Origin of the sequence: Burkholderia sp. AU31652, assembly GCF_002223155.1 — a bacterium.
Taxonomy (GTDB): Bacteria; Pseudomonadota; Gammaproteobacteria; order Burkholderiales; family Burkholderiaceae; genus Burkholderia.
The window spans coordinates 108,863-133,533 of the sequence record NZ_NKFG01000007.1; the positions used below are offsets into that span (position 1 = coordinate 108,863).

The following is a 24,671-nucleotide window of genomic DNA, read 5'->3' on the forward strand; positions in this document are numbered from 1 at the left end:
GTTGGGCGGCCCTCGCGTGGCGGGATCGGATCGGCTTGGGTGGTGTCGTGGCGTCAGCGCGGCCGCAGGCGCTCGACCATCTCGTGGATGACGATATGGCGGATCGCGCGCAGCAGGTGCATCTCACCGCCGAGCGTCGCCGTGAGTTCGGGGCGGGCAGTCTTCATCGCGTCGTTGTCGGCGGCGATCTCGAGCAGCAGCGCGTCGGCCTGCACCGGAATGCGCGCGAGCAGTTCGTCGATGTGGCGCTGCGCGGTCGCGCGCGTCAGCCCGAGCGTCGCGCCGGCCTGGTCGAGCACGTCGCGCGTGAAATCCGCATAGCGCTGCACACCCGCGACGGGCCGCGTGAATTCCGTCAGGTCCGGCCAGCGGCTGCGCGCGCTGTAAGTCGCGGTTTCGTAGACACCGTCGCACAGCAGGTCGTAGTGCGGTGCCAGCGCGAGCCCGCTGTCGGTGACGAGGAAGCTCAGATTCTTCAGGTGTGAATCGCCGTTGCCGACGACGATGCAGAACACGAGCCAGCGGAACAGGCGCAGGCGAACCGGTGCGGGCGCGCGGCACGCGTTGGCGAGCGTTGCGAGCGCGTCGAGCGACCAGCCCGTGTATTTCATCGTCGCGGGCAGGTTGAGCGCCTGGCAACCGTCGATCGCGTGGCGTCGTTCGACGCCGGTATCCGTCTGCGCGCGGTCGAAGCGGCGGATCACGTACACGGGCGCCGGCACGTAGCGGCGCTCGACCTCGGGCACGTCGAGGCCGACGCGGCGCGCGAGCGTCATCACGAACCACTCGTTGATGACCGAATGCGGATAGTCGTGCGCGTGCGGATGATTCGGCTTCAGGATGTGCGTCGACACCGCCTGGCCGCTCGGCTCGAACAGCGCGCCGTCGCGCAGCACGACCGGCAGCTTGTGCTGCGCGCCGGCGAGCGACATCTTCTTCGGCGCGTCGTGCGTCAGCGGCACGGCAGGCAGGTGGCGGATGCGCGCGTCGAGTTCGGTATCGTCGAGCGGGCGCAGGCGCGTGTCCTCGTCGGCCGTGTCCACCGGCAGGCGCAACGTCACCGAGCCGGCCGATTCGCGTCCGTAGTGCTCGAGCAGCGCGAACGCGTCGCCGATGTCGGGCAGGCCCGCGTCACGCGCCAGCAGCGCCCGCACCGATTCTTCCGGCAGCAGGTTGTCGAAATACCACTGGACGGGGCGGGTGGTCGCGCCGTCGCGCAGCACGCCGGCCTGCAGCGGGAGATGCGGGCTCAGCGCGAAGCGGGACGCCTGCGCGAGCCACGACGGCGCGTATTCGAACGCCCACAGATTGCGGTTTTCATGCAGCGTGCCGATTGATTGGCCGTCGATGGCGGCGACGAGGGTGCGCTCAGTCATGCGACGCGTCCTCGCCGGCGGGGCGCGCGTGGTCGGGTACGGCTTCACCGGCGTCTGTCAGCACGCGGCGCGCGATCTCGATTGCACGGGCCGAGGCCTGACGGCCGGCGTCGGTCGTCCTGATCCGCGGGCGGCGCGTGTCGTCCGTCCCCACGCCGAACGCTTCGGCAGGCGACAGCACGAGACGTGCGGCCGAGAGCACGCGTGCGGCCGCGCGGGTGGGCGGCGCGGATTCGCCGGCCGGGGCCGGGTGCGCGGCGTCCGCGCGCAGCAGCAGGCGCTCGGCCGCGCGCCGTGCACGCACGCCGGCCCGATGGCTCGCGCGCGCCGACTGGCGTTCGAGCAGTTCCTCGCTGGCGTCGGGAATGTCGACGACGACCCGAACGCCGAGCCCCTGCAGGATCTGGAACACCTTGGCCCACTGGATGGTGTCCGCGCCGCGCTCGGCCTTGACCATGAACGACTCGCTGACGCCGACGCTGCCGGCCGCGTCGTCCTGGCGCAGTTGCTGCACTTTCCGCGCGGCGCGGATCACGCCGCCGATGTCGGATGCCTGTTCGATCGTGTATCGCATGGTTGGGCCCCGCTACCGTTGCCGGTGCGGCAAGATAAAAACTGTGAGATCAAACAGTATTGCATCTCGATGGAAGAATTCAAGGAAAAACCGTGCGATCGACGAGTTTTGGCTCGTTGGCGACGGTATCGAAAGAAAAACTGTTAGATCGAACAGTTTTTCATCTCCGAATGGCCGGCAACGTGTACCGGCCGCCCCGCGACCGCATGGTGCATTCGCGGTTCGTTGTCGTGCCTTCCCCGAAAGCCACGCGTACCGTCCGGCGTCGCTGCGCGCGATTCACCGCCCTCGCGCCCATTCTTAAGACGTACAGTTTTCCTGCCGTGAGCGATGCGCGCCGAACTGTACTCTTGTTCGCGCGATCGATGTGTGTACTCGTCGCCAACTGTTCTGCTCTTAAGATTCCATCATCAAGTGCACAGTGCCGCAGATCCAGTCGGACCGGAACCCTGTCGGCGCATCTTCAAGAGAGAGCCAGTGCGATGGAAAAGGCAAAACCGGAGGGAAAGATCAGGAATCACGACGGCCCGGCCGGCGGGCGAAACACGGGCGTGTCGGACGCAAACGGCGGGGCAGCCCAGCTGCGCCGCCCGGCGGGAGGCACGCGATGAAACTCTATGAAAAACTCGCGGACGACATCGAGCGCCTGATCCGCCAGGGCGTGTACCGGCACGGCGACCGGATTCCTTCGGTGCGGCAGGCGAGCCAGCAGCACCGGATCAGCATCACGACCGTGCTGCATGCGTATCTGTTGCTGGAAAGCCGCGGGCTGCTCGAAAGCCGCCCGCAGTCGGGCTATTTCGTGAACCTGCGACGCGACGACAGCCATGCGCCGGTGCGCGAGCTGCGGCCGTCGAAGCCGATCGCGATCTCGTCGTCGGTCGACGTGAGCCGGCTGGTGCTGTCGACGCTGCGCTCGATCGGTACCGACGACGCGGTGCCGCTCGGCTCGCCGTATCCGGACCCGAGCCTGTTTCCGTTCGAGAAGCTGAACCGCTACGCGTATGCGGCCGGCCGCGACAAATCGCTGTGGGGCGTGACGGACGGCTTGCCGCCCGGCCATCCGCGGCTGATCCGCCAGATTGCACGCCGCTACCTGGAAAACGGGATGTCGGTGGACCCGAACGAGATCATCGTGACGGTCGGCGCGACGGAGGCGATCAACCTGTGCCTGCAGGCCGTTGCGAAACCGGGCGACACGATCGCGGTGGAGTCGCCGACGTTCTACGCGATGCTGCACGCGATCGAGCGGATGGGGATGAAGGCGATCGAGGTCGCGACACATCCGGAATACGGGATCGACATCGCGGCGCTGGCCGCGATCGCGAAGTCGCAGCCGATCGCCGCGTGCATGGTGATGCCGAACTTCCAGAACCCGCTCGGCTTCCAGATGCCGGACGAACGCAAGCGCGAGCTGGTCGAATTCGCGACGAAGACCGGGATGCCGCTGATCGAGAACGGCGTGTACAACGAACTGTATTTCGGCGATGCGCATCCGAGTTCGCTGAAGTCGTATGACCGCAGCGGGATCGTGCTGCACTGCTCGTCGTTCTCGAAGAGCCTGACGGCCGCGTACCGGATCGGCTGGGCGTTGCCGGGCCGCTATCGTGACCAGGTCGAGAAGCTGAAATTCCTGAACACGCTCGCGACGCCGTCGCTGCCGCAGCTCGCGATCGCTGAGTTTCTCGAACGCGACGGCTACGAGCATCACCTGCGGCGCCTGCGCAAGGCGTATGCGCAGCAGGCGAACCTGATGCGCGCGATGGTGTCGCGGTTCTTTCCGGAAGGCACGCGCATCTCGAGCCCGGCGGGCGGGTACGTGCTGTGGGTCGAGCTGCCCGCGCAGATCGATGCGATGCGGCTTTACCAGCTCGCGCTGGAGCAGGGGATCACGATCGGGCCCGGCTACATGTTCTCGATCACGGACAGCTACCGGAACTTCATCCGGTTGAACTACAGCAGCCCGTGGTCGCCGGAAATCGAGCAGGCGGTGATCACGGTCGGGAAGCTGGCGGCGGCGTGCATGCGGTAGAAGGGGGCGTGCTTGCCTGGCGCCGTCCGGCGTAACCCGGACGGCGCCAGGCGTCAGCGATTGAGCTCCTCGAGCCGCACGCCATTGGTCCTCGGGCCGAACGCGCCGATGACGACGACCACGACGAGCATGAACACGGTGATCCCGGTGAACACGCCGGGCACGCCGAAATCCTTCAGCAGCGCCGCGATGATGAAGCCCGACATCATCGCGCCGGCGCGGCTGGCCGAATACGCGATGCCGCTCGCGCGGGAGCGCACCTCGGTCGGGAACAGCTCGCACTGGTACGCGTGATACGCGACGGAGATGGTTTGCCCGGCGAGGCTGATCAGCACGCCGAGCACGATGAGCGGCACGACGGTCCTGACCTGCGCGAACGCGAGCCCGCAGACGATCACGGCGAGCGCGCCGCCGACGATCAGGTGCTTGCGCTGAATCCGGTCCGCAAAGCGCATCGCGAGCAACGGCCCGGCCGGCAGCGCGAACGCGATGACGAACGCGTACAGCAGGCTCTTCGTGACGGTGATGCCCTGGCCGATCAACAGTGTCGGCACCCAGTTCGCGAATCCGTAGTAGCCGATGGCCTGGCAGAAGTTGAACGCGACGAGCATCAGCAGACGGGTGCGATAAGGCGCACGCCACAATGCCGCGAACGCCGCGCGGTGCACTTCAGGCGCTTCGCTTGTCGGCGCGGGCGGCGGCAGCGGCATGCCCGACTCGCGCTCGGCGATCGCTTCCATCCGGCTCACGATCCGCTCGCTTCGTTCGGCATCGCCGTGCGCGGCCAGCCACCGCGGGCTTTCGGGCACCGCACGGCGGATGAACCAGACGATCACGGCGCCGGCCGAGCCGGCCAGCACCACGATGCGCCAGCCGTCGAGCCCGAACACCGTCGCGGGCACGAGCCACCACGACAGGATCGCGGCGACCGGCGCGGCGGCGAACATCACCACCTGGTTGAACGCGATCGCGCGGCCGCGCATCTGCTGCGGGACGAGTTCGGTCACGTAGGTGTCGATCGTGACGATCTCCAGCCCGACGCCGATGCCGGTGATGAAACGCCACAACAGCACGCCTTCGGGCGTCGTCTGGAACGCCATGATGGCCGAGCCGATCGAGTACCACAGCAGCGAGTACGTGAAGACGGCGCGGCGCCCGTAGCGGTCCGGCATCCAGCCGAAGCCGAACGTGCCGGCGAACAGCCCCGCGAAGGTCGCCGCGATGAAGGCGGCGATGCCGGTGAAGCCGAAGAATGCCTGCGTGGTGGTCTGCAACAGGCCGCTTTTGGCCATGCCCGGTGCGATGTAGCCGGTGAAGATCAGGTCGTAGACTTCGAAGAAGCCGCCGAGGGAGATCAGCAGCACGAGCATCCACTGGTGCCGGGTGATCGGCAACCGGTCCATGCGCGCGGAGATGTCCGCGCCGGTGCGGATGCCGGCGCGTACCTGCGGCGTATCGAGCGGGGCGCCGCCCGCGGTGACGGTCTGATGCATGGGTTGTCTCCTGATCTTCTGTCCGGCGGCATGCTTCTCCGAGCTGCCTGCCTTGATAACGGTTATAGACGCACGCGGCGTGCACGGGGTGCCGGATTCATGGCGGCGCGCGACCGCGCCTGAATCGACGCCCGCAACCTGCTGCCGGGCCTTCGGCGGCTGCCGCTCATGCGACCGCGCGGCGTGTCAGCCGAGCCAGCACTTCCTGCGTGTGCTCGCCGACGCGCGCGAGCGCCTGGCGCACGCCGGGCCGTCGCCCGCCCATCGTGATCGGCAGCAGCACGACATCGGTCGTGTGCCCGTCGTCGGTCTGCATCGGCACCAGCCCGCCGCTCGCTTTCAGGTGCGGATCGTCGAGCAGTTGCTCGGGACGGACGATCGGCGCATACGGAATGCCGGCCGCTTCGAGTTTCGGCGACAGCTCGGCGGCGCGATGGTCCTTCAGGATCGCGCCGAGCCGTTCGAGCAACCGCGGACGCACGGCGACCCGCTGCGCATTGGTCGCGAAATCCGGTTCGGCGGCGAGCCCGGGGCAGGCGAGCACGTCGCACAGCGTGACGAACTGCCGGTCGCTGACCGCGCCGATGAACAGCTGTTCGCCGTCCGCGAGCGTGAACACGTCGTAGACGCTCCACGCGGACACGCGCGCAGGCATCGGCGGCGGCGGTTCATGCGTCATCGCGTATTGCTGCATGTGCTGCGCGCACAGGAACACGCAGTTCTCGAACAGCGCGCTCTGTACTTCCTGCCCGCGGCCGGTGCGTTCGCGTTCGCGCAGCGCGGCGAGCACGCCGATCGCACCGAACATGCCGCCCATGATGTCGTTGACCGACGTACCGGCGCGCAGCGGCCGGCCGACCGGCCCCGTCATGTACGACAACCCGCCCATCATCTGCACGACTTCGTCGAGCGCGAGGCGCCGGTCGTACGGGCCGGGCAGGAAGCCCTTGTGCGTCACGTAGACGAGCGCCGGGTAGCGGGCCGACAGCGTGTCGTAGTCGAGGCCGAGCGTCGCCATCAGGCCGGGGCGGAAATTCTCGAGCATCACGTCGCAGGTGCCGATCAGTTCGACCGCGGCCTGCTTGCCTTCGGGCGTATGGAGGTCGAGCACGACGCTCTTCTTGTTACGGTTGAACGAACGGAAGAAGCCGATGCCGAGGCCGGGCAGGTTGCGCGTCTTGTCGCCGCCGGGCGGCTCGATCTTGATCACTTCGGCGCCGAGATCGGCGAGGATCATCCCGCACGTCGGTCCCATGACCATGTGCGTGAATTCGATGACGCGAATGCCGTCGAGTGGAAGTCGGGTGTCGTGGTTCATGATGGATTCAGACGGTGGTGGTGGCGGCGGCATGGGTGGCCGGCAGGCCCGCGCGCCACAGCGCGCCGTGCAGCGTTTCGCCGTCCAGCCAGCGCGCGACCTTCGCGCGCAGCGTCAGCAGCGCGGCAATGTCGATGCCGGTCTCGATTCCCATGTCGGCAAGCATGAACGCGAGGTCTTCGCTCGATGCGTTGCCGCTCGCGCCCGGCGCATGCGGACAGCCGCCGATGCCGGCGAGCGTCGCGTCGAAGCGGGTGACGCCCGTTTCGAGCGCCGCGTACACATTCGCGAGCGCGAGGCCGCGGGTGTCGTGAAAATGGCCGCACCAGAAGCGCTCGCCGGCGGCGGCGCGCGCCTTGCCGAACAGTTCGCCGACGGCGGCCGGCCCCGCGTAGCCGACCGTATCGGCGAGGCTCACGCGGTCGGCGCCGGCATCGAGCAGCGCATGCAGGTAACGCAGCACCTCCGACTGCGCGACGCGGCCCTGGATCGTGCAGCCGAACGCGGTGCCGATGCCGCCTTCGATCAGCGTCTTCGAGCCGGCCGCGTCGCGCGCGGCGCGGATGCGCGCCACCTCGGCGACGACTTCGTCGGGCGTCTTGCGCAGGTTCGCGATGCTGTGGGCGCGGCTCGCCGAGAGCGGCACCAGCATCAGGTCGGCGCCCGCGTCGAGCGCGTGTTCCGCGCCCTTGAGGTTCGGCACCAGCACCGACACGCGCAGGCCGGGCAGCGTCTTCGCATACGCCACGAGCTCGGCCGTATCGGCCAGTTGCGGGAGCAGGCGCGCCGGCACGAACGATCCGACCTCGATTTCGCGCTGGCCGGCCGCATACGCGTCGCCGATCCACTCGATCTTCCGTTTCGTCGGAAGAATGCGCGGGATGCTTTGCAGCCCGTCGCGCAAGCCGACTTCGCGTATGACTGCATGCTGGGGGAACGACCGCATGTCGCTTGTCTCCGTTGATTTCACCCGTGTCGATGCACCGGCGTCGTGCTAACTTTAGACATTCCTGATGGACATTAAAGCGGTATTTCGGAACCGCCATGTTTCCGGAATGGAATGCCTGAATGCCTGATTGCCTGATTGCCTGGAGACGGCGGATGCGTGACATTGACCTGAAAACGCTGCGGCTGCTGGTGGCCGTGTGCGATCACCGCAACATGGCGCGGGCGGCGGAGGCGGTTCATATCGAGCCGTCGGCGATCAGCAAGCGCATCGCGCAACTCGAAAGCGACCTGGGCGTGCCGCTGCTCACGCGATCGCGGCGCGGCGTCGAGCCGACGGCCGCGGGCAATGCGCTGCTCGAGCACGCGCGCAGCGTGCTCTTCACGATGGAGCGCATCGCGAGCGATGTCGCCGCGTTCGGCGGCGGGCTGAAGGGGCGTGTGAGCATCTGCGCGTCGGCATCGGCGATCGCGGAAGCACTGCTCGACGACATCTCGTCGTTCATGCGCGAACCGGCCAACGAGAACATCCGGGTCGACGTGGAAGAGCGGCTGTCGTCCGAACTCGTGCGGCAGTTACGTGAGGGCGCGGCGAGCGTGGGCGTGTGCTGGGACAACGTCGATCTTCAAGGTTTGCAGCATCGGCCGTATCGGCAGGACCGGCTGGCGCTGGCCGTGCATCGCGATCATCCGCTCGCGAACGAGCCGTCGCTGCGCTTCGAGCAGACGCTGGGCTACGAGCATGTCGGCCTGCTGCCGACGACCGCCGTCCACACGCTGCTGCAGCGCGCGGCTGCCGATGCCGGCACGACCGTGTCGTATCGCGTGATCGTGTCGGGTTTCGATGCCGCGTTTCGCGTCGTAGCGGCCGGGCTCGGGATCAGTGTCGTGCCGATGGAAGTGGCCGACACGTATCGGCCGGTGTTCGGCATCAAGGTGATCCCGCTCGTCGACGCGTGGGCGAAGCGCCGGTTCGTCGTTTGTTTCAGGAGCTTCGACGCACTGCAACCGGCCGCGCAACGGATGGTCGACTATCTGTCGGGCCGGGCCGCGATGCCGTCCGCGAGCGGCTGATACGCAGCGTCGATGCGTGTGACCTGCAACGGGCAATCGATGTCGCGCCGGGTTCCGTCCGGCTCGTCGTGACCTCAGCCGCCCGTCACCGGCGGGAAAAACGCCACCTCGCTATCCTCCCGCACGACGAATCCCCCCGTCACCATCTCGAGATTCACGGCGGCCCGCACGGGCCGGTCCATCCGCAGCGCTTCCGCGCTGCGCGCGTCGCGTGCGGCCAGCGTGTCGCGCAGCGCGTCGACGGTGAGTTCGCGCGCATCGATCTCGACGGTTTCTTCATCGATTGCCAGTTGTTCGCGAATGCTTGCGAAGTATTTGATCGTCAGTTTCATTGCGTTGTCTTCAGAAGGAGCGGCGGAATCGGAAACACGAAGCGAACGCAATCAGCCCCAGCGCCGCATCGCCTGGTCGTCGTGCGCTTTCGCCTCGACCCAGCCGGACACACCGTCGTGGCGGATCTCCTTCTTCCAGAACGGCGCATGGGTCTTCAGGAAGTCCATCAGGAATTCGCACGCGTCGAACGCGGCGCCGCGATGCGCGGCGGCCACCACGACCAGCACGACCGTCTGGCCGAGCGGAATGCGCCCGACGCGATGCACGATCTTGATCGTTTCGAGCTGCCAGCGCGCGCTGGCTTCCTCGACGATGCTCCATAGCGCTTGTTCGGTCATCGTCGGATAGTGCTCGACCTCGAGCGCGATCACGTCATCGACGTCGCCTTCGTTGCGCACCACGCCGAGGAAATTCACGACCGCGCCGACATTCGGATTGCGAACGATCGGCGCGAGCTCGGCGCCGGCATCGATCGATGCGTACTGGACGCGCACTTCGAAGCCCGCGGCAATCGACGGTGGCGGTTCGGGATGCGGGTCGGTCGCGTTGTCGGGCGCGGGGCTGCCCGCGTGCAACGGATCGTCCGGCAGCCCGGCACGGGATTCGGTGAAGCTCGTCATGACGATTCTCCTGTAGGCGGTGCGGCCTGGGGCGCGCGGCGGCCCCTCAGCCGCCGACCAGCGACATGCGCACGGTCGGATAGGTCTTGCCCGGCGCGCGGGCAGGCCGTGCGGCCCGGCGCTCGGAATAGCGGTCGTCGCGGTGCGTCCAGCGTTCGCGCACGGCGGCGGCGAGGTCGGCGCTCGACGCTGCGTCGTCGAGCCATGGCCGCAGATCGGTGCCTTGCGTCGCGAACAGGCACGTGTAGAGCTGCCCGTCGGCCGACACGCGGGCGCGCGAGCAGGTGCCGCAGAACGGATGCGACACGCTCGCGATGAAGCCGACTTCGCCCGCGCCGTCGATGTGCGCGCAACGGATCGCGGTCGCATCGTGCGCCGGTTCGCCGACGAGCACGAGCGGATAGTGTTCGTCGATCAGCTCGCGCATTCGCGCGGCCGGCACGACCTTGTCGCCGGACCAGAAGCTCGCGCCGCCGACGTCCATGTATTCGATGAAGCGCACGGCCACGCCGGTGTGCCGGAAGTGCCGCACGAGCGGGAGGATCTGGTCGTCGTTCGCGCCGCGCTCGATCACCGCGTTGACCTTGACCGGCGCGAGCCCCGCCGCCTGCGCGGCCTCGATGCCGGCCAGCACGCGCGACACGGGCACGTCGGTGTCGCTCATCCGGCGGAACACCGCGTCGTCGAGCGCATCGAGGCTGACCGTCACGCGCGACAGGCCCGCGTCGCGCAGCGTGCGCGCCTTCGCGGCCAGCAGCGAGCCGTTGGTCGTCAGCGCGATCTCGACGGGCTTGCCGTCGACGGTCGTCAGCGCGGCGAGACGTTCGATCAGCGCTTCGAGGTTGCGGCGCAGCAGCGGCTCGCCGCCCGTGATGCGGATCTTTTCGACGCCGAGCGACGTGAACGCACGGGCGATCTTTTCGAGTTGCGCGAACGACAGCCGCTCGGACGACGGCATGAACGCATAGTCGGCGCCGAAGCTTTCGCGCGGCATGCAGTAGCCGCAGCGGAAGTTGCATTGATCGATTACGGACAGGCGCAGGTCGCGCAGCGGGCGGCCGAGCGTGTCGGTCGTGCGGGGGAATGCGCCGGGCGATGCGCCGCCGGATAGTGCGGCAGCGGCCGGCGCGGCGGAAACGATGGCATTCACGATCGGTTCGTCGGCCTGCAAGAAGTAAGCGGTGGGGCGTCGCCGGTCGGCCGTGCGTGTGCGGATGGGCAGGCGCACGGCGCGTGACGAGCCTCATCGTGAGGATAGTCCGCGGGGTTTTCGCGGCAGGGACACAATCGCGCCCGAATTGCAGGGATACAGTTCGTCGTACGACCTGCGCGACGGCGAAGGCCGTGAATCGGGCGGGTGAGGGTCATCGCGCTCATGCAAGCCAGTGCGCGAATTCGTAATACGGTACCGCGTCGCCGCACGCGATGCGCTGCCCGGCCGGCAGCCGCGCGAGCCCGCTCGCCTGCACGAGCGACTGCAGCGTGCCGGCGCCTTGCTGGCGCAGCGTGTCGAGCGCGGGCGTGCCGTCGAGGCCGACGGTGCAGTGCACGCGCACGAAGCGTTCGCGCTGCGGATCCGGTTCGAAGTCGGCGTCGATCGGCAGCGACGGCACGATCGGCAGGCGTGCGCTGCGCCCCTGCAGGCGGCGGATCAGCGGCGCGACGAACAGCGCGAACGCGGTCATCGCGGCCCCCGGATTGCCGGGCAGCAACACCACCGGCCGCGTGTCGAGCCGGGCGAGTGCAACCGGCTTGCCCGGCTTCATGCGCACGCCGGCGACGATGAACGACGCGCCGAGCGCGTCCAGCGCGGGGCGCAGCAGATCCTTGTCGCCGACCGATGCGCCACCGACGCAGATCACCAGGTCGCAACCCGCGTGCAGATCGCGCAGCGCACGATCGACGGCGGCCGCGGTGTCGGCCGCATGCAGGCGCATCGCGACTTCGGCACCGGTTCCCGAAACGAGCGCGGCGAGCATCGGCGCATTGCTGTTGTAAATCTGTTGCGGCGCACGCGGCCGCCCGCACGCGACGAGCTCGTCGCCGGTCGTCAGGATGCCGACGCGCAGCGCCGGGCGCACGTCGACGCGCGCGAACCCCTGCGCGGCGGCCACGCCGACGTGCATCGGGCCCATGCGCACGCCGGCCGGCACGAGCCGGTCGCCGGCGCGCACTTCCTCGCCCTGGCGGCGGATGTGCGAGCCGCTGCGCTGCGGCGCGTCGAACGCGACCCAGCCGTCCTGCTCGCGTGCGTGTTCCTGCATCACGACGGTGTCCGCGCCGGGCGGAATCACGCTGCCGGTGAAGATGCGTGCGGCCGTGCGCGGGGCCAGCGGCGCCGGCGTGTCGCCTGCGTAGCAGCGCTGCGCGACGTGCAGCGGCTCGCCGTGCGCGAGATCCGCGTGACGCACGGCGTAGCCGTCCATCGCACTCTGGTCGGCCGGCGGCTGGTCGAGCACGGCGATGAGCGGCGCGGCCAGCACGTGGCCGGCGGCTTCCGCGACCGGGACGGACGTGGTGGCGCCGAGCGGCGCGAACGCAGTGGCGAAATGCTGCTGCGCGGTGTCGAAATCGGTCAGGGGTTTCATCAGGAGCGCGCCGGATGCGCTTGAGCGAGCGCGGGTTGATCGGGTTGAGAGGGTTGAGCGGCGTCGGGCGACACGTACTCGACGAAGCCGTCGTTGCGGCAGAAGCCGACCAGCCGGACGCCAGCTTCGCGGGCGACGTCGATCGCGAGCGAGGTCGGCGCCGAGATCGTCGCGATCATCGGGATGCCGACCCGCGCGGCCTTGCGCACCAGTTCGTAGCTTGCGCGGCTGGACAGGAACACGAAGCCGTCGTGCAGGTTCGCGCGGCGCCGCGCGAGCCGGCCGATCAGCTTGTCGAGCGCGTTGTGGCGGCCGACGTCCTCGAACACATCGAGCACGTCGCCGTCGCGGTTGCACCACGCGGCCGCATGGATGCCGCCCGTCTCACGCATCAGCGTCTGGTGGGCCGGCAACGCGCGCGCGGCACGTTCGATCGCTGCCGTGCCGATACCGGCGGCCGTGCCGGCGGCAGCGATGCGCGGCGGGTGCAGGTCGAGCTGCGCGATGCTTTCGATCCCGCAGACGCCGCAGCCGGTGCGGCCGGCCAGCGCGCGCCGGTGCGCCTTCATCGCCATGAATGCCTGCTGCGACACGGTCAGCCGCACTTCGGCGCTGCCGGCCCGGCATTCGCTTTCGAGGTCGAACACGTCCGATGCGCGCTCGACGATGCCTTCGCTCAGCGCGAAGCCGAGGCCGAACACGTCGAGGTCGATCGGGGTCGCCATCATGACCGTGTGCGCAATGTCGTTGAACACGAGTGCAACCGGCGTTTCCTCGACGACGCTGTCGACGGTGTCGCGCGCTTCGCCGGCACGGTGGCGCGTCACCTGACACGCGGTGCTGCCGGTCGGCTCGTCGCGGCGGATGCAGGACTCCATGCGGTTTTCTCCAGGCGGATCGGCCGGTGGGCCGGCCGGGTCGGGCAGGTACGCCGGACCAGGGGAATCGGGATGCTGCCGGGCGGGCGCGGCCGAGGGGGCGCGCCGTCGCTTCCGGCAGGCGTTTCATGGGATGTTAAGGGGGATGACAGGCACGCCGGATATACAGCGCTGCAACGCCGAAAGCAGTACAGCTGACCCTCCCGCAGGCACGAAATGTGTTTTCCGTGCACACATCTTCGGCGGCGTAAGCAGCACAGTTTCAACGCACGTTCGAACGATTGCGAGTATCGTTGCAAACGCGATATCGTCATTCACGCTTCGATGCCATGCGAGTGACCGTTTGTGTTCGCATGTGTTGTCGCCAAGCCGTCGCGCGATTTCCTGCTTCGAGCGTACGTCCTCACAACCACGAGCAAATTACGGTCATGGAAATCTTCGATGCGTTCCATCTCGCCCGCTTGCAATTCGCGTTCACGGTGTCGTTCCACATCGTGTTTCCCGCGATCAGCATCGGTATGGCGAGCTTCCTGGCAGTGCTGGAATGGCGCTACCTCGTCACCGGCGATGCCGCCTACAAATCCATGTTCCAGTTCTGGTCGAAGATCTTCGCGATCGGCTTCGGGATGGGCGTGGTCTCCGGCGTCGTGATGGCGTACGAGTTCGGCACCAACTGGGCCGGCTTCTCGCGCGTCGCCGGCAACATCACGGGCCCGCTCCTCACGTATGAAGTGCTGACGGCGTTCTTCCTCGAAGCCGGCTTCCTCGGCGTGATGCTGTTCGGCTGGCAGCGCGTGAGCCCCCGCGCACACTTCTTCGCGACGCTGATGGTCGCGGTCGGCACGCTGATCTCGACGTTCTGGATCCTCGCGTCGAACAGCTTCATGCAGACGCCGCAGGGCTACAAGATCGAGAACGGCCTCGTCGTGCCGGTCGACTGGTTCAAGGTCGTCTTCAACCCGTCGTTCCCGTACCGTCTCGTGCACATGACGATCGCGGCGTTCATCGTCGCGGGCTTCATCGTCGCCGCGTGCGGCGCGTGGCACCTGCTCAAGGGGCGCCGCGACGAGCCGGTGAAGCGCAGCTTCTCGATGGCGCTGTGGATGCTGCTGATCCTCGCGCCGATCCAGATCGTCGTCGGCGATGCGCACGGGCTGAACACCCGCGAATACCAGCCGGCCAAGATCGCGGCGATCGAGGGGCTGTGGGAAACCGAGAAGGGCGGCACCGCGCTGAACCTCTTCGGGTTGCCCGACATGCAGGCCGAAACCACGCGCTATGCGATCCAGGTGCCGCACCTCGGCAGCCTGATCCTCACGCACAGCTGGGACGGCGAGATTCGCGGGCTGAAGGAATTCCCGCCGCAGGACCGCCCGTATTCGCCGATCGTGTTCTGGACGTTCCGGATCATGGCGGGCCTCGGGATGCTGATGCTGCTCACCGCGCTGCTCGGGCTGCTGCTGAGAAAGGGCGGGCGCCTGTATGAAACGCGCTGGTTCCAGTGGTTCGTCGTATGCATGGGGCCGTCGGGCATCCTCGCGCTGCTGGCCGGCTGGATCACGACCGAGGTCGGGCGTCAGCCGTGGACCGTGTACGGCGTGCTGCGCACCATCGATTCGGTCGCGCCGCTGAGCGCGCAGCAGGTCGGCGTGTCGCTGCTGATCTTCGTGGTCGTGTATTTCCTGGTGTTCGGAACGGGTATCTATTACATGATGAAACTGATGAAGCGCGGGCCGGCTGCCCAGGCCGGGTATATCGAGCTGCACCGGCATCCGGGGCTGCGCAAGAGCGCGCTGTCCACGCCGCTGAACGTCACCGAAGCGGAGTAAGCCATGCACATCGATCTTCCTGTCATTTGGGCCGCGATCATCGGCCTCGGCGTGTTCATCTACGTGATGCTGGACGGCTTCGATCTCGGCATCGGCCTGCTGTTTCCGTTCTTCGACGCGAAGGCCGAGCGCCAGGTGATGCTCGACACCGTCGCACCGGTGTGGGACGGCAACGAGACGTTCCTGGTGCTCGGCGGCGCGGGGCTCTACGGCGCGTTCCCGGTCGTGTATTCGACGCTGCTGCCGGCGAACTACCTGCCGCTGGTGCTGATGCTGGTCGGGCTGATCTTCCGCGGGGCGGCGTTCGAGCTGCGCGCGAAGGCCACGCGCACGCAACACATGTGGGATCTCGCGTTCATCGGCGGCTCGGCGCTGGCCGCGTTCTGCCAGGGGATCGTGCTCGGTTCGCTGCTGCAGGGCATCAAGATCGAGAACAACCAGTTCGCGGGCGGGCCGTTCGACTGGCTGTCGCCGTTCAGCCTGCTGTGCGGGATCGGCGTGCTCGTCACGTATGCGACGCTCGGCTGCGGCTGGCTGATCCTGAAGGTCGACGGCGAGCTGCAGCGCAAGATGCGGTTGCTGATGAAGCCGCTCGCGGGCGTGCTGCTCGCCGTGATGGGCGTGGTCAGCCTGTGGACCGTGATCGGGCTGCCGGCCGTCGCGCACCGCTGGTTCGGCAGCGGCAACCTCGGCTGGTTCCTGCCGGTGCCGGTGCTCGTCGTCGCCTGCGTGTGGGGCATCTTCCACACCGTGAAGCGCGAGCACGAGGCCACGCCGTTCCTGCTGACGCTCGCGCTCGTGTTCCTCGGCTACACGGGGCTCGTGATCAGCATCTGGCCGAACATCGTGCCGCCGTCGCTGTCGATCTGGGACGCGTCGTCGAGCCACTCGAGCCAGCTGTTCGCGCTCGTCGGCACCGTGATCGTGCTGCCGATCATCCTCGTGTACAACGCGATGCAGTACCGCGTGTTCCGCGGCAAGGTGCGCGAGGGCGACATCGGTTATCACTGAGCGGCCATCACTGAGCGGCCATCGATGAACGCCGCATGATGTGACGGGCGCGGCGGGCGCTGGCGTGGGCGTATCATCACGCGCAGCGCGGCACACGTGCCCGGCATTCACCCGACAGCGGCCCGCCACGCGCGGGCCGTTGCGCATCGGGCGCAGGCGCGCCGTACGATGCATCCCTTGGCAGTCGAGAAAACACCATGATCGTCCGACCACAACAAAACTGGCTCAGGATGCTGTTCGTCTGGAACGGCTCCGTGCTGCAATCGATCATTCCGCAGCTCGTGTTCATGGCGATCGTCAGCACGCTGGCGGTCTTCACGAACGGGCGCATCTTCGGCGAGAAGATCCCGCTCAACACCGCGCCGTTCACGCTGTTCGGGCTCGCGCTCGCGATCTTTCTCGGGTTTCGCAACAGCGCGAGCTTCGAGCGCTTCAAGGAGGCGCGGCATCTGTGGGGCAACCTGCTGATCGCGGCGCGTACGCTGACGTCGCAGTTCAATCGCTACCTGCCCGACAGCGTGAGCGACGCCGAGCGCAATCGGCTGGCCGACCTGCTGATCGCGCTCACCTATGCGCTGAAGCATCAGCTTCGTCATACCGATCCGACCGCAGACCTGCAGCGCATTCTCGGTGCGGAGCGCACGGCCGAGCTGGGAGGCAAATGCTTCAAGCCCGTCGCGATCCTCGACGAGCTGCGCGGCGGCATCGTCCGCGCGCTGGGCCGTGCGCCCGGCAGCGACGCGACCTGCTGGATGTTCGAGACGCAACTCGACGAGGTCGGCAAATCGGTCGGCGGTTGCGAACGCATCCTGTCGACGCCGATCCCGTTCTCGTACAGCGTGCTGCTGCATCGCACGGTGTATGCGTATTGCGTGCTGCTGCCGTTCGGCCTTGTCGATTCGACGGAGTTCTTCACGCCGTTGATCTGCGTGTTCATCTCGTACACGCTGATCGCGCTCGAGGCGATCGCGAGCGAGGTGGCCGAGCCGTTCGGCCTCGCGCCGAACGCGCTGGCGCTCGATGCGATGACGCGCACGATCGAGCGGTCGGTGCTCGAACTGGGCGACCGCCCTCTGCCGGAGGAATTCGTGCCGGCGTCGACGTACCAGATCACGTAAGCGGCGGCACGTCGCGGCGCTGCGTCGATTTCGGGCCGACGTCGGGCGGCAGGGTCGTGCGTTTCCTGCACGATCCCGACAGCTATGCGGCGATCGCCGACGACTTCGATGGCTACCTGCGCAAGCTGATCGACAACGGTGATGCATTTGTCATCGATTTCGACGAAGAATAGTGGCAGGGCGGTGGCTGCCGCGACAGGAGCGATTGAAATGCGAATCTACGTGACGAGTATCTTTGTCGACGACCAGGACACGGCGTTGACGTTCTATACCGACAAGCTCGGGTTCAAGCTGAAGAACAACGTGCCGGTGGGCGAGACCCGCTGGCTGACGGTAGTGTCGAAAGACCAGCCGGACGGCACCGAGCTGCTGCTCGAGCCGAGCAACCACCGAGCGGTCGGGCCTTACAAGCAGGCGCTGTACGAGGACGGCATTCCGGCGGCATCGTTCCAGGTCGACGACCTCGATGCGGAGTTTGCGCGGCTGACGGATCTCGGTGTGCGCTTCACGCTGGAGCCGATGGACGCGGGGCCCGTGCGTGTCGCGATCATCGACGATACGTGCGGGAACCTGATTCAGCTGATGCAGATGAAGTGACGTCACGCGCCGCGCGCGGGGCGCTCAGCGCACCGCGACCGGCGGCGCATCGTGCATCCAGCTGCGCTCCTGCGTGCGGCGCTGGATGCGCCACCCGCATTCGGTCCGCACCAGCAGGTCGCGATACCAGAGCCCGACGAAGCACACGCGATCGTCGCCGGCTTCATCGGCGGAGATCAGCATCGCCTGGCCGGCCGTTCGCGCGGTCGCCGCGTCGCCGTCGACGATCAGCAGCGACGTCGAGATCGTGTGCTGCGTGCCGCGCATCGCCGACGTCACTTGTTCCAGATACCCGGCAATTTCCGCACGGCTGCCTACCGGACCGCCGAAGGCCGTGTAGTCGAGCGTCGCGTTGGCCGCGAAGAGGCGTTCGAATTCGTGCCAGTCGTGGCGGTCGACGGCGTGGCAATAGCGGGTCAGCAGATCCTGGATCTCCATCCGGTCGATCGTTTCCTGGGGCGTCATGCTGTCGTGGGGAGGTGGATGACGGGGAAACGATACCGGGGGCGTGCGGGGGTGGCATCGGCTGAGTGGACTAAGGCGGCTAGAGATTCACGATCAGTCGAGCAGGCGCGGGAGGCGACCAGTGCCGATCATTCCTTGATTGCCTCGGAGTCCCACCTGCCGAGTGTGACGGCTTTGCACAGCATGTTGACGGTCAGTGCCTCCCGTTTGAACGTATGAGGTTTCCTGAGCAGGTACTTGCGCACGACGTGATACAGGATCCCTTCACCTTCCATCAGTCGCTGGCCGTGTTCAGGGCCAATGCCCGTCTTGAAAGCGGCTTCGTGCTGCATCCGTTTGAGCGTGCAGCGAGCCGAGATGCTGACCGAATGCCGCGACCGGTCGCACGGACGCCAGCAGGGAGGGGCGGTCGAGGCAAAACGCGCACGGGTGTGTAGACTCATGCTCATTCCATGGAGCAAACCCTATGCAATTGCTTGATCACGTATCCATCAGCGTGCCGGATATTGACGTTGCGCGCCCGTTCTACGATGCCATCATGGCCGCGCTCGGCGCAGCCAAGGTCTATGACCGGCCGACCGCGCTCGGCTATGGCGAACGTTGCAATGCGAACGACACCGCATCGACGTTTCTGGCGGTCTATCTGGATCCCGCTGAAATCGGCGCGAGCAAGCGGCACTGGTGCTTCAAGGCCGCGAGCCGCGAGCAGGTGGATGCGTTTTTCGAGGCCGGCCTGGCGACGGGCGGGCAGTCCGACGGTGAACCCGGCTTGCGGCCGCGTTACCACGGCGACTACTACGGCGCGTTTCTCGTCGACCCGGCCGGTAACCGCGTGGAAGCGGTGTGCCACGCGTCCGTGCCAGTGCGGGCATCGTGATGAAGGTGCGGTTCGCTCGGCACTCGCTCGATCGCTCGCGCACGTGACGCGGTGAACGCCACGCGCCGGCTCGGTACCGACCGGCGCGCAAAGCGGGTTCGCGTGCTCGCAGCCTGTGCCGTTCAATCGAAGTAATTCAACCCCATCGCGCCCTTCACCTCGGCGAGCGTCGCGCCGGCCACGTCCCGTGCGTGCATCGTGCCGCACTTCAGGATCGCCATCACTTCAGCCTTGTCGGCCTCGAATTCGCGACGGCGCGCGCGGATCGGCTCGATCAACGCCTGCAGCCGCTCGTTCAGCACGCGCTTGACGACGCTGTCGCCGAGCCCGCCGCGACGGTAGTGCGCCTTCAGCTCGTCGACCTTCTGCACGTCAGGTTCGAACGCATCGAGGAACGTGAACACGACGTTGCCCTCGACCTGGCCGGGATCGCTCACGCGCAGGTGGTTCGGGTCCGTGTACATGTCCTTCACGGCCTGCGTGATCTCGTCCGGCGTCGAGCCGAGCGTGATCGCGTTGCCGAGCGACTTGCTCATCTTCGCCTTGCCGTCGATCCCCGGCAGCCGCGTGACCGCCGACAGCACGGCCTCGCATTCGACCAGCACCGGCTGCTCGACGGTCGCGTTGAAGCGGCGCACGAGTTCGTTGGTCTGCTCGATCATCGGCAACTGGTCGTCGCCGACCGGCACGTGTGTCGCCTTGAACGCGGTGATGTCGGCTGCCTGGCTCACCGGGTAGGTCAGGAAGCCGGCCGGGATGTCGCGCTCGAAACCGCGCAGGCGGATCTCTTCCTTGATGGTCGGATTGCGTTCGAGGCGCGCGACCGTGACGAGGTTCAGCAGGTATTGCGTCAGCTCGGCGAGCTCGGGCACCTGCGACTGCACGACGATCGTCGAGATCGCCGGATCGATGCCGACCGCGAGATAGTCGAGCGCGACTTCGATCACGTTCTCGGTGACGCGCTGGCGGCGGCCCATGTTGTCGGTCAGCGCCTGCGTGTCGGCGAGCAGCAGGAACTGCTTCGCTTCGTGCTGCATCTGCACGCGCGCGCGCAGCGAGCCGATGTAGTGGCCGAGGTGCAGCGGGCCGGTCGTGCGGTCGCCGGTGAGGATGGTCGGTCGGGCGGGGTGGGTCATGTTGGTCGTGGCTCCAGGTTATCGAAGCCGCCAGCCATGGTGTCTGCGCAGAAACGCAAATGCCGCCATCGCTGGCGGCATCACGTTTGGGACATGCAAAAGGAAACGGGCCGCCTGGGTCAGGCGCGCCACCAGCAATGCACGTTGGGCGAGGCGGGTCGGGTTTCCATTGCGTGAGTATAGCGTAGTGCGGGGACGGATGGCCGGGCGCGTCAGCGGATCACCGACTCCATCGCGAGATACGCGGTTTCGGCCGACGGCCACAGCAGATACAGCAGGCCGGCCATCAGCAGCAGCGCGCCGGCGCGCGCCAGCGGCGTGCGGTCTTTGTGCTGCGGGGGGCGGGGGGGCTGCTTCGAGTTCTTCATGCTTTCAGACTTGCCGGCGCGAAAGGCGCCGCTCCAACGGTTGCTGCAACGGGGTCAGGCGGGTGGAGCCTAACGCCGCGGTGTTGCGAAGGTTACAAGGGGCGCGGGTGGCGTGCCGCCGTCGCACTGGCGGGTATCGCCGGTTGCGCAGCACCAAAATAAGGGGGCGATCGGTGGTATCGATCAGGCACGGGGCAGGCTTGTGCTGCCTGTTGTAAGGCGAACGGCATGGTACCAGTCTAGCGAGGTGGGCGCAGTCAAGAATTGTTGGGCGGGGACCAGCGCGAAATATGAGTTTTCAACCCCTGCCGGTGACGGTACGGCTTCGACATCAAGCCAAAACAACGGGCCGGGGTTAGAAAGATATAACTTTGTCCAGGTCGGATCGTTGGACTCACCGATCTTTCCTTGCTTGACCTTGTTTCCGATTCATTTGACTGTAGAATCGCGCGGGAGAGATGTGTGTCATATCGGTGACAATAAGTAATATAAATGTAAGGTTCGGATAAAAATGGATGCGCAAGACATCGTGAGGGCGATGCAGGGTGGATTACTTCAGCAAGATCGGCTGCTGAAGCTCGATACACCCCTTGGGGACAATGTATTGTTACCTCAGCGTGCCGCAGGCTGGTCCCGAGTCGGCAGACATTTCGACTTCACGATCGACGTCCTGTCGACGCACAACGATCTCGAACTGAAAAAACTGATCGGGCAATCCATCACCCTGTGGATTCAACAGGCAAACCGGTCATATCTTCCGCGAAACGGCTACGTCTATGCCGTGCGTAGGCTGGGATCAGAAGGTGGACTGACCAGTTACCAGCTCCGCTTTGCATCGTGGATGCATTTCCTGAAATTCCGACGCGATCAGCGTATCTGGCAGGACAAGCCTGTCGATGAAATTCTCAGGGATGTGTTCAACGCCCATCCGCAGGCGAAAGGGCGATTCGATTTCGCGCTCTCCAGGTCGCTTCCGTCGAGATCGTACTGTACGCAGTACGAAGACGACTGGAATTTCGTCCATCGGCTGATGGAAGAGGAAGGGCTGTTCGGCATCTGGAAGCAAGCCGACGACGGCAAGTCGCACACGCTGACGGTCACGGATCATCTGGATACCTGCGAGCCACTCGCGGTGCGCTCGGTTCAGTTTTCCCGATACGGCACGAGTAGCGAGGTCGATGCGCTGGTTTACTGGTCCGGCTTGCGAACCCTCCATAGCGCGGCTCTGACGACGCGTACGTTCGATTACAAGCATCCGTCACCGCTTGCCAATCCGAAGGGCACCACGATCCCGACCGTGTCGCACGAGTTGCCGGAGCAGCTCGAGATGTATGAGTACACCGGTCCCTATACCTATCTGGAGCAGGAGCGCGGCGATCACCTCACCAAAGTGCGGATGGAGGAGTGGGAGTCGCGCGCAAAGCGATTCCACGGTATGGGGGGATTGCGCGGTGTCGACGCCGGACGGTGGTTCGAACTCGTTGGGCACCCGGAGCACGATCGGGCATCGCGGGAGCGCAACGAATTCGCGGTCATCGAAGTTGCGTGGCTGATAGAGAACAACCTGCCAGGATCGAGCCATCACGGGGATCTTCCGCATAGCTTGAATGGGCGACTGGCCGAAGCGAAAGCAAATTTCAAAGGGCAGCCAGCCTCGGGCGTGACGCATTTCGACGGATCCGAAGGTTTCTTCGTGGTTGAAATCGAAGCGCAGCGCAAATCCGTGCCCTTCCGCAGCCCGTACGAACATCGTCAGCCTGTCATGCAGATGCAGACGGCCACCGTTGTCGGTCCGCAAGGCCAGCGTATCTATACCGATGAGCTGGGTCGTGTCAAGGTCCAGTTCCATTGGGATCGGATCGGTCAGCGTGATGAGCGCAGTTCTTGCTGGGTTCGAGTGAGTCATCCGTGGGCGGGCGAGGGATTCGGGATGATCCATATTCCTCGAATTGGCGATGAGGTCGTCGTGTCGTTTCTGGATGGGGCGCCGGACCGCCCGATCATTACGGGCCGCGTGCCGAACGGCACCAACTTCGTGCAATGGAAGCTGCCGGATAACCAGATGCTCTCGGGGCTGCGCTCTCGCGACCTTGAGGGGACGCAGGCGAATCACGTTGTGGCCGACGACACACCGGGGAAACTGCAGGTGCAAGTATCGAGCGACTACGAGCAGTCGCGCCTCGTCGTCGGCTACAACACTCGCATCAACGGCAATGCGGGGCGCAGCGAAGCGCGAGGTATGGGGTGGGAACTGGCAACGGATTCGTGGGGCGTGCTGCGCGCGAACCGCGGCATGCTGGTGACGACCGAGACACGCTCGGGCGCGACTGCTGCGGCAAAGGACATGAGCGAGACCGTCACGCGACTGGAGAAGGCGCAGCAGTTGCATGAGGCGCTGACGAAAATTGCCCAGCAGAGCGAAGCGCAGGATGCGGACGGCCATCAGACTGACATCGTCAATACCATCGGGGCACAGAATGAACAAATCCGCGGTACGGGTACGAGCAGCGGCAACACGTTCCCGGAACTGTCGGAACCGCACCTGGTGATCGATGGCAAGGCGGGCATCGAGATTACTACGCCAGCTACCGTGCATGTGGCGTCTCAACAGGCGGCGATCACGACGGAAGGGCATATCGGTATTGCGAGCGGACGCAGTCTCTTTGCATCGGTGCGCGATACAGTTCGCCTGTTTGCGCAGACCGGCCCCATGCACCTCGTTTCGGCTGCGGGCGACATCGTATTGAATGCGCTGACGAAATCCATTGTGGCACGGGCGCAGAAGCAGATCCTGCTGGAAAGCGAGGAGATCCTGTTGCGTGCACACAAATTCCGCGTCGAGGTCAACGGCAGCTTTCTGAACATGGATTCAAGCGGTGTGATGAGCGGCACAACGGGCAAGTTCACTGCGTATGCGGCGTCTCACGATCTGCCGGGCCCGAAGGATCAGATGGTCGATCTGTCGCCCAAGAAGATCTGTGTCGAATGCATGCTGAAGGCGGCGCGGGGTGGGGCAGCACTGGTGCCTCGTTAAACCGTAGACCCTATTCACGATGACAGACCGCCTTTCCCGTTACGCGCTATGGGCGAGTTATGGGAGGCTTGCGGGCTGTCTTCCTGCCGGGTGACCGGGTGCGCATCAAGGTAGCGGACGGCTGGAAAGGCGATGCTAGCGACCTTGGCATACGCCCCCCGGACACCGATCAGTACATCGCGCACGGTGCGGTGGATCAGGAATGGAACCGGTTATACCGGAATGGAGGAAGTGCGCAATGAGTCGTAGATGGGCAGACCAAATGTGTCACGGAGAGGACGCGTTAGCGTATGAACAAGTGCAGATAGCCAGGTCGATCCGGACAGGCCGACTTTCCGGGTATGGACGACGCGCGATCCGGGTTGCGGCGCTTATCGCCGTATTGAGTCTCGGAGCATGCGACAAGCATCCCGGCGCGATGGCGCAATCCCTTGACCTCTCCAGCTTGCCCAAGCATTACGACACGCTAGGTGTTGGCACCTCGACTCTGAACTATTCCCCTTGGTATATCCACCAGTGGGGGATAGAGGGGCCTGAAGGGTCTGGTGTGGCCGGTGGTGGTCCCAATGTGTGGCCTGCGGAGGTTGGTGGCAAGCCGTCCGGTGGAGGTAAGGAAACGTGCTGTAGTGACATCCCGTCTGTCTGGCAGCCGGATTTGAGGTTGACCGTGCGTTGGCTGGCCTATCGGAAAGAGGACCACACAACGAATTGGTACAAGGCTGAAAACGTCAGGATACCGAAATACGGAAAAATCATGGGGGGGCTGTGGGCAGTTTTCCTGCCAGGTGAGCGGGTCCGCATCATGGTAGCTGATGGTCAGAAAGGTGATCTGAACGATCCCGGCATACGTCCGTTGGACAGCGATCCGTACATCGCACAAGGGGTAGTGGATCAGGAGTGGAACCGGCTACACCGGGATGGAGGAAGTGCGCAATGAGTCTCAGATGGGCAGACCCGATGCCTCCGGGGGGGCGAGTGGTGGGTAGCGCCGCAGCGTTGAGGAAG

General features: G+C 66.0%; 23 protein-coding genes. 9 read left to right on the top strand and 14 right to left on the bottom strand.

Going from position 1 to position 24,671, the window contains the following annotated elements:
* Nucleotides 1-53 precede the first annotated feature (53 nt).
* On the bottom strand, nt 54-1,376 hold the full coding sequence (locus tag CFB40_RS32435; protein ID WP_089430113.1) for a HipA domain-containing protein: 1,323 nt from the start codon (nt 1,374-1,376) through the stop codon (nt 54-56).
* A complete protein-coding gene (locus CFB40_RS32440) occupies nt 1,369-1,950 on the bottom strand; it encodes a helix-turn-helix domain-containing protein (RefSeq protein ID WP_089433615.1) in 582 nt (193 codons plus the stop codon). Before CFB40_RS32440 ends, CFB40_RS32435 begins: the two co-directional genes overlap by 8 nt.
* A gap of 607 nt (nt 1,951-2,557) precedes the next feature.
* On the opposite strand from CFB40_RS32440, the gene CFB40_RS32445 reads away from it, so the two are divergent.
* Nucleotides 2,558-3,982: an aminotransferase-like domain-containing protein gene (locus tag CFB40_RS32445; RefSeq protein ID WP_089429568.1), complete on the top strand. Its 1,425-nt coding sequence runs from the start codon at nt 2,558-2,560 to the stop codon at nt 3,980-3,982.
* 53 nt (nt 3,983-4,035) lie between these two features.
* On the opposite strand, the gene CFB40_RS32450 is transcribed toward CFB40_RS32445, so the two are convergent.
* The 3 genes from CFB40_RS32450 to CFB40_RS32460 all read right to left on the bottom strand — a co-directional run bounded on the left by CFB40_RS32450 (nt 4,036) and on the right by CFB40_RS32460 (nt 7,739).
* Nucleotides 4,036-5,475: an MFS transporter gene (locus CFB40_RS32450; RefSeq protein ID WP_089433616.1), complete on the bottom strand. Its 1,440-nt coding sequence runs from the start codon at nt 5,473-5,475 to the stop codon at nt 4,036-4,038.
* A 166-nt stretch (nt 5,476-5,641) separates the two neighbouring features.
* Entirely contained in the window at nt 5,642-6,793 is a 1,152-nt protein-coding gene (locus tag CFB40_RS32455) for a CaiB/BaiF CoA transferase family protein (protein ID WP_089433617.1), read from the bottom strand.
* Nucleotides 6,794-6,800: 7 nt separating this feature from the next.
* Nucleotides 6,801-7,739 carry a hydroxymethylglutaryl-CoA lyase gene (locus CFB40_RS32460; RefSeq protein ID WP_089433618.1) on the bottom strand — a complete coding sequence of 313 codons (939 nt, stop codon included), beginning with the start codon at nt 7,737-7,739 and terminating at the stop codon, nt 6,801-6,803.
* Nucleotides 7,740-7,894: 155 nt separating this feature from the next.
* Between CFB40_RS32460 and CFB40_RS32465 the strand changes: the two genes are divergently transcribed.
* Complete coding sequence (locus CFB40_RS32465; RefSeq protein ID WP_089433619.1) at nt 7,895-8,812, top strand: LysR family transcriptional regulator; 918 nt, start codon at nt 7,895-7,897, stop codon at nt 8,810-8,812.
* 74 nt (nt 8,813-8,886) lie between these two features.
* Here CFB40_RS32465 and moaD read toward each other — a convergent pair whose 3' ends face one another.
* From moaD to fdhD, 5 genes are all read right to left on the bottom strand, one after another.
* Nucleotides 8,887-9,144: a molybdopterin converting factor subunit 1 gene (moaD, locus tag CFB40_RS32470; RefSeq protein ID WP_089429569.1), complete on the bottom strand. Its 258-nt coding sequence runs from the start codon at nt 9,142-9,144 to the stop codon at nt 8,887-8,889.
* A 51-nt stretch (nt 9,145-9,195) separates the two neighbouring features.
* Nucleotides 9,196-9,765 carry a molybdenum cofactor biosynthesis protein MoaE gene (locus tag CFB40_RS32475; protein WP_089429570.1) on the bottom strand — a complete coding sequence of 190 codons (570 nt, stop codon included), beginning with the start codon at nt 9,763-9,765 and terminating at the stop codon, nt 9,196-9,198.
* Between the two features lie 46 nt (nt 9,766-9,811).
* On the bottom strand, nt 9,812-10,936 hold the full coding sequence (gene moaA, locus CFB40_RS32480) for a GTP 3',8-cyclase MoaA (RefSeq protein ID WP_089433620.1): 1,125 nt from the start codon (nt 10,934-10,936) through the stop codon (nt 9,812-9,814).
* Nucleotides 10,937-11,138: 202 nt separating this feature from the next.
* Complete coding sequence (locus CFB40_RS32490; RefSeq protein ID WP_089433621.1) at nt 11,139-12,353, bottom strand: molybdopterin molybdotransferase MoeA; 1,215 nt, start codon at nt 12,351-12,353, stop codon at nt 11,139-11,141.
* Nucleotides 12,353-13,231 (bottom strand): formate dehydrogenase accessory sulfurtransferase FdhD, encoded by an 879-nt coding sequence (gene fdhD, locus CFB40_RS32495; RefSeq protein WP_089433622.1) that lies wholly within the window; start codon nt 13,229-13,231, stop codon nt 12,353-12,355. The genes CFB40_RS32490 and fdhD overlap by 1 nt, the downstream gene beginning before the upstream one ends.
* Nucleotides 13,232-13,659: 428 nt before the next feature.
* Between fdhD and CFB40_RS32500 the strand changes: the two genes are divergently transcribed.
* The 4 genes from CFB40_RS32500 (at nt 13,660) to CFB40_RS32520 (ending at nt 17,786) form a co-directional block, all read left to right on the top strand.
* Entirely contained in the window at nt 13,660-15,060 is a 1,401-nt protein-coding gene (locus CFB40_RS32500) for a cytochrome ubiquinol oxidase subunit I (protein WP_089429575.1), read from the top strand.
* A 3-nt stretch (nt 15,061-15,063) separates the two neighbouring features.
* Nucleotides 15,064-16,071 (top strand): cytochrome d ubiquinol oxidase subunit II, encoded by a 1,008-nt coding sequence (cydB, locus tag CFB40_RS32505; protein WP_089433623.1) that lies wholly within the window; start codon nt 15,064-15,066, stop codon nt 16,069-16,071.
* Between the two features lie 197 nt (nt 16,072-16,268).
* Complete coding sequence (locus CFB40_RS32510) at nt 16,269-17,189, top strand: bestrophin family protein (RefSeq protein ID WP_089433624.1); 921 nt, start codon at nt 16,269-16,271, stop codon at nt 17,187-17,189.
* A gap of 210 nt (nt 17,190-17,399) precedes the next feature.
* A complete protein-coding gene (locus tag CFB40_RS32520; protein WP_089433625.1) occupies nt 17,400-17,786 on the top strand; it encodes a VOC family protein in 387 nt (128 codons plus the stop codon).
* A 24-nt stretch (nt 17,787-17,810) separates the two neighbouring features.
* Here CFB40_RS32520 and CFB40_RS32525 read toward each other — a convergent pair whose 3' ends face one another.
* Nucleotides 17,811-18,251 carry a nuclear transport factor 2 family protein gene (locus CFB40_RS32525; RefSeq protein ID WP_089429579.1) on the bottom strand — a complete coding sequence of 147 codons (441 nt, stop codon included), beginning with the start codon at nt 18,249-18,251 and terminating at the stop codon, nt 17,811-17,813.
* Nucleotides 18,252-18,379: 128 nt separating this feature from the next.
* Nucleotides 18,380-18,694, bottom strand: coding sequence for a hypothetical protein (locus CFB40_RS38355; RefSeq protein ID WP_143329915.1), 315 nt, complete (start codon nt 18,692-18,694; stop codon nt 18,380-18,382).
* A gap of 23 nt (nt 18,695-18,717) precedes the next feature.
* Between CFB40_RS38355 and CFB40_RS32535 the strand changes: the two genes are divergently transcribed.
* Nucleotides 18,718-19,128, top strand: coding sequence for a VOC family protein (locus CFB40_RS32535; protein WP_089433627.1), 411 nt, complete (start codon nt 18,718-18,720; stop codon nt 19,126-19,128).
* Nucleotides 19,129-19,250: 122 nt separating this feature from the next.
* On the opposite strand, the gene trpS is transcribed toward CFB40_RS32535, so the two are convergent.
* Nucleotides 19,251-20,264: a tryptophan--tRNA ligase gene (gene trpS, locus CFB40_RS32540; protein WP_089429583.1), complete on the bottom strand. Its 1,014-nt coding sequence runs from the start codon at nt 20,262-20,264 to the stop codon at nt 19,251-19,253.
* 212 nt (nt 20,265-20,476) lie between these two features.
* The gene (locus tag CFB40_RS38855) at nt 20,477-20,632 is read right to left on the bottom strand and encodes a hypothetical protein (RefSeq protein ID WP_174970848.1); all 156 of its coding nucleotides are present in this window, start codon (nt 20,630-20,632) and stop codon (nt 20,477-20,479) included.
* Nucleotides 20,633-21,143: 511 nt separating this feature from the next.
* On the opposite strand from CFB40_RS38855, the gene CFB40_RS32545 reads away from it, so the two are divergent.
* Nucleotides 21,144-23,666, top strand: a complete 2,523-nt coding sequence (locus CFB40_RS32545; RefSeq protein WP_089433628.1) for a type VI secretion system Vgr family protein — start codon at nt 21,144-21,146, stop codon at nt 23,664-23,666.
* Between the two features lie 418 nt (nt 23,667-24,084).
* The gene (locus CFB40_RS32555; RefSeq protein ID WP_256976949.1) at nt 24,085-24,603 is read left to right on the top strand and encodes a DUF3304 domain-containing protein; all 519 of its coding nucleotides are present in this window, start codon (nt 24,085-24,087) and stop codon (nt 24,601-24,603) included.
* The last annotated feature ends 68 nt before the right edge of the window (nt 24,604-24,671 follow it).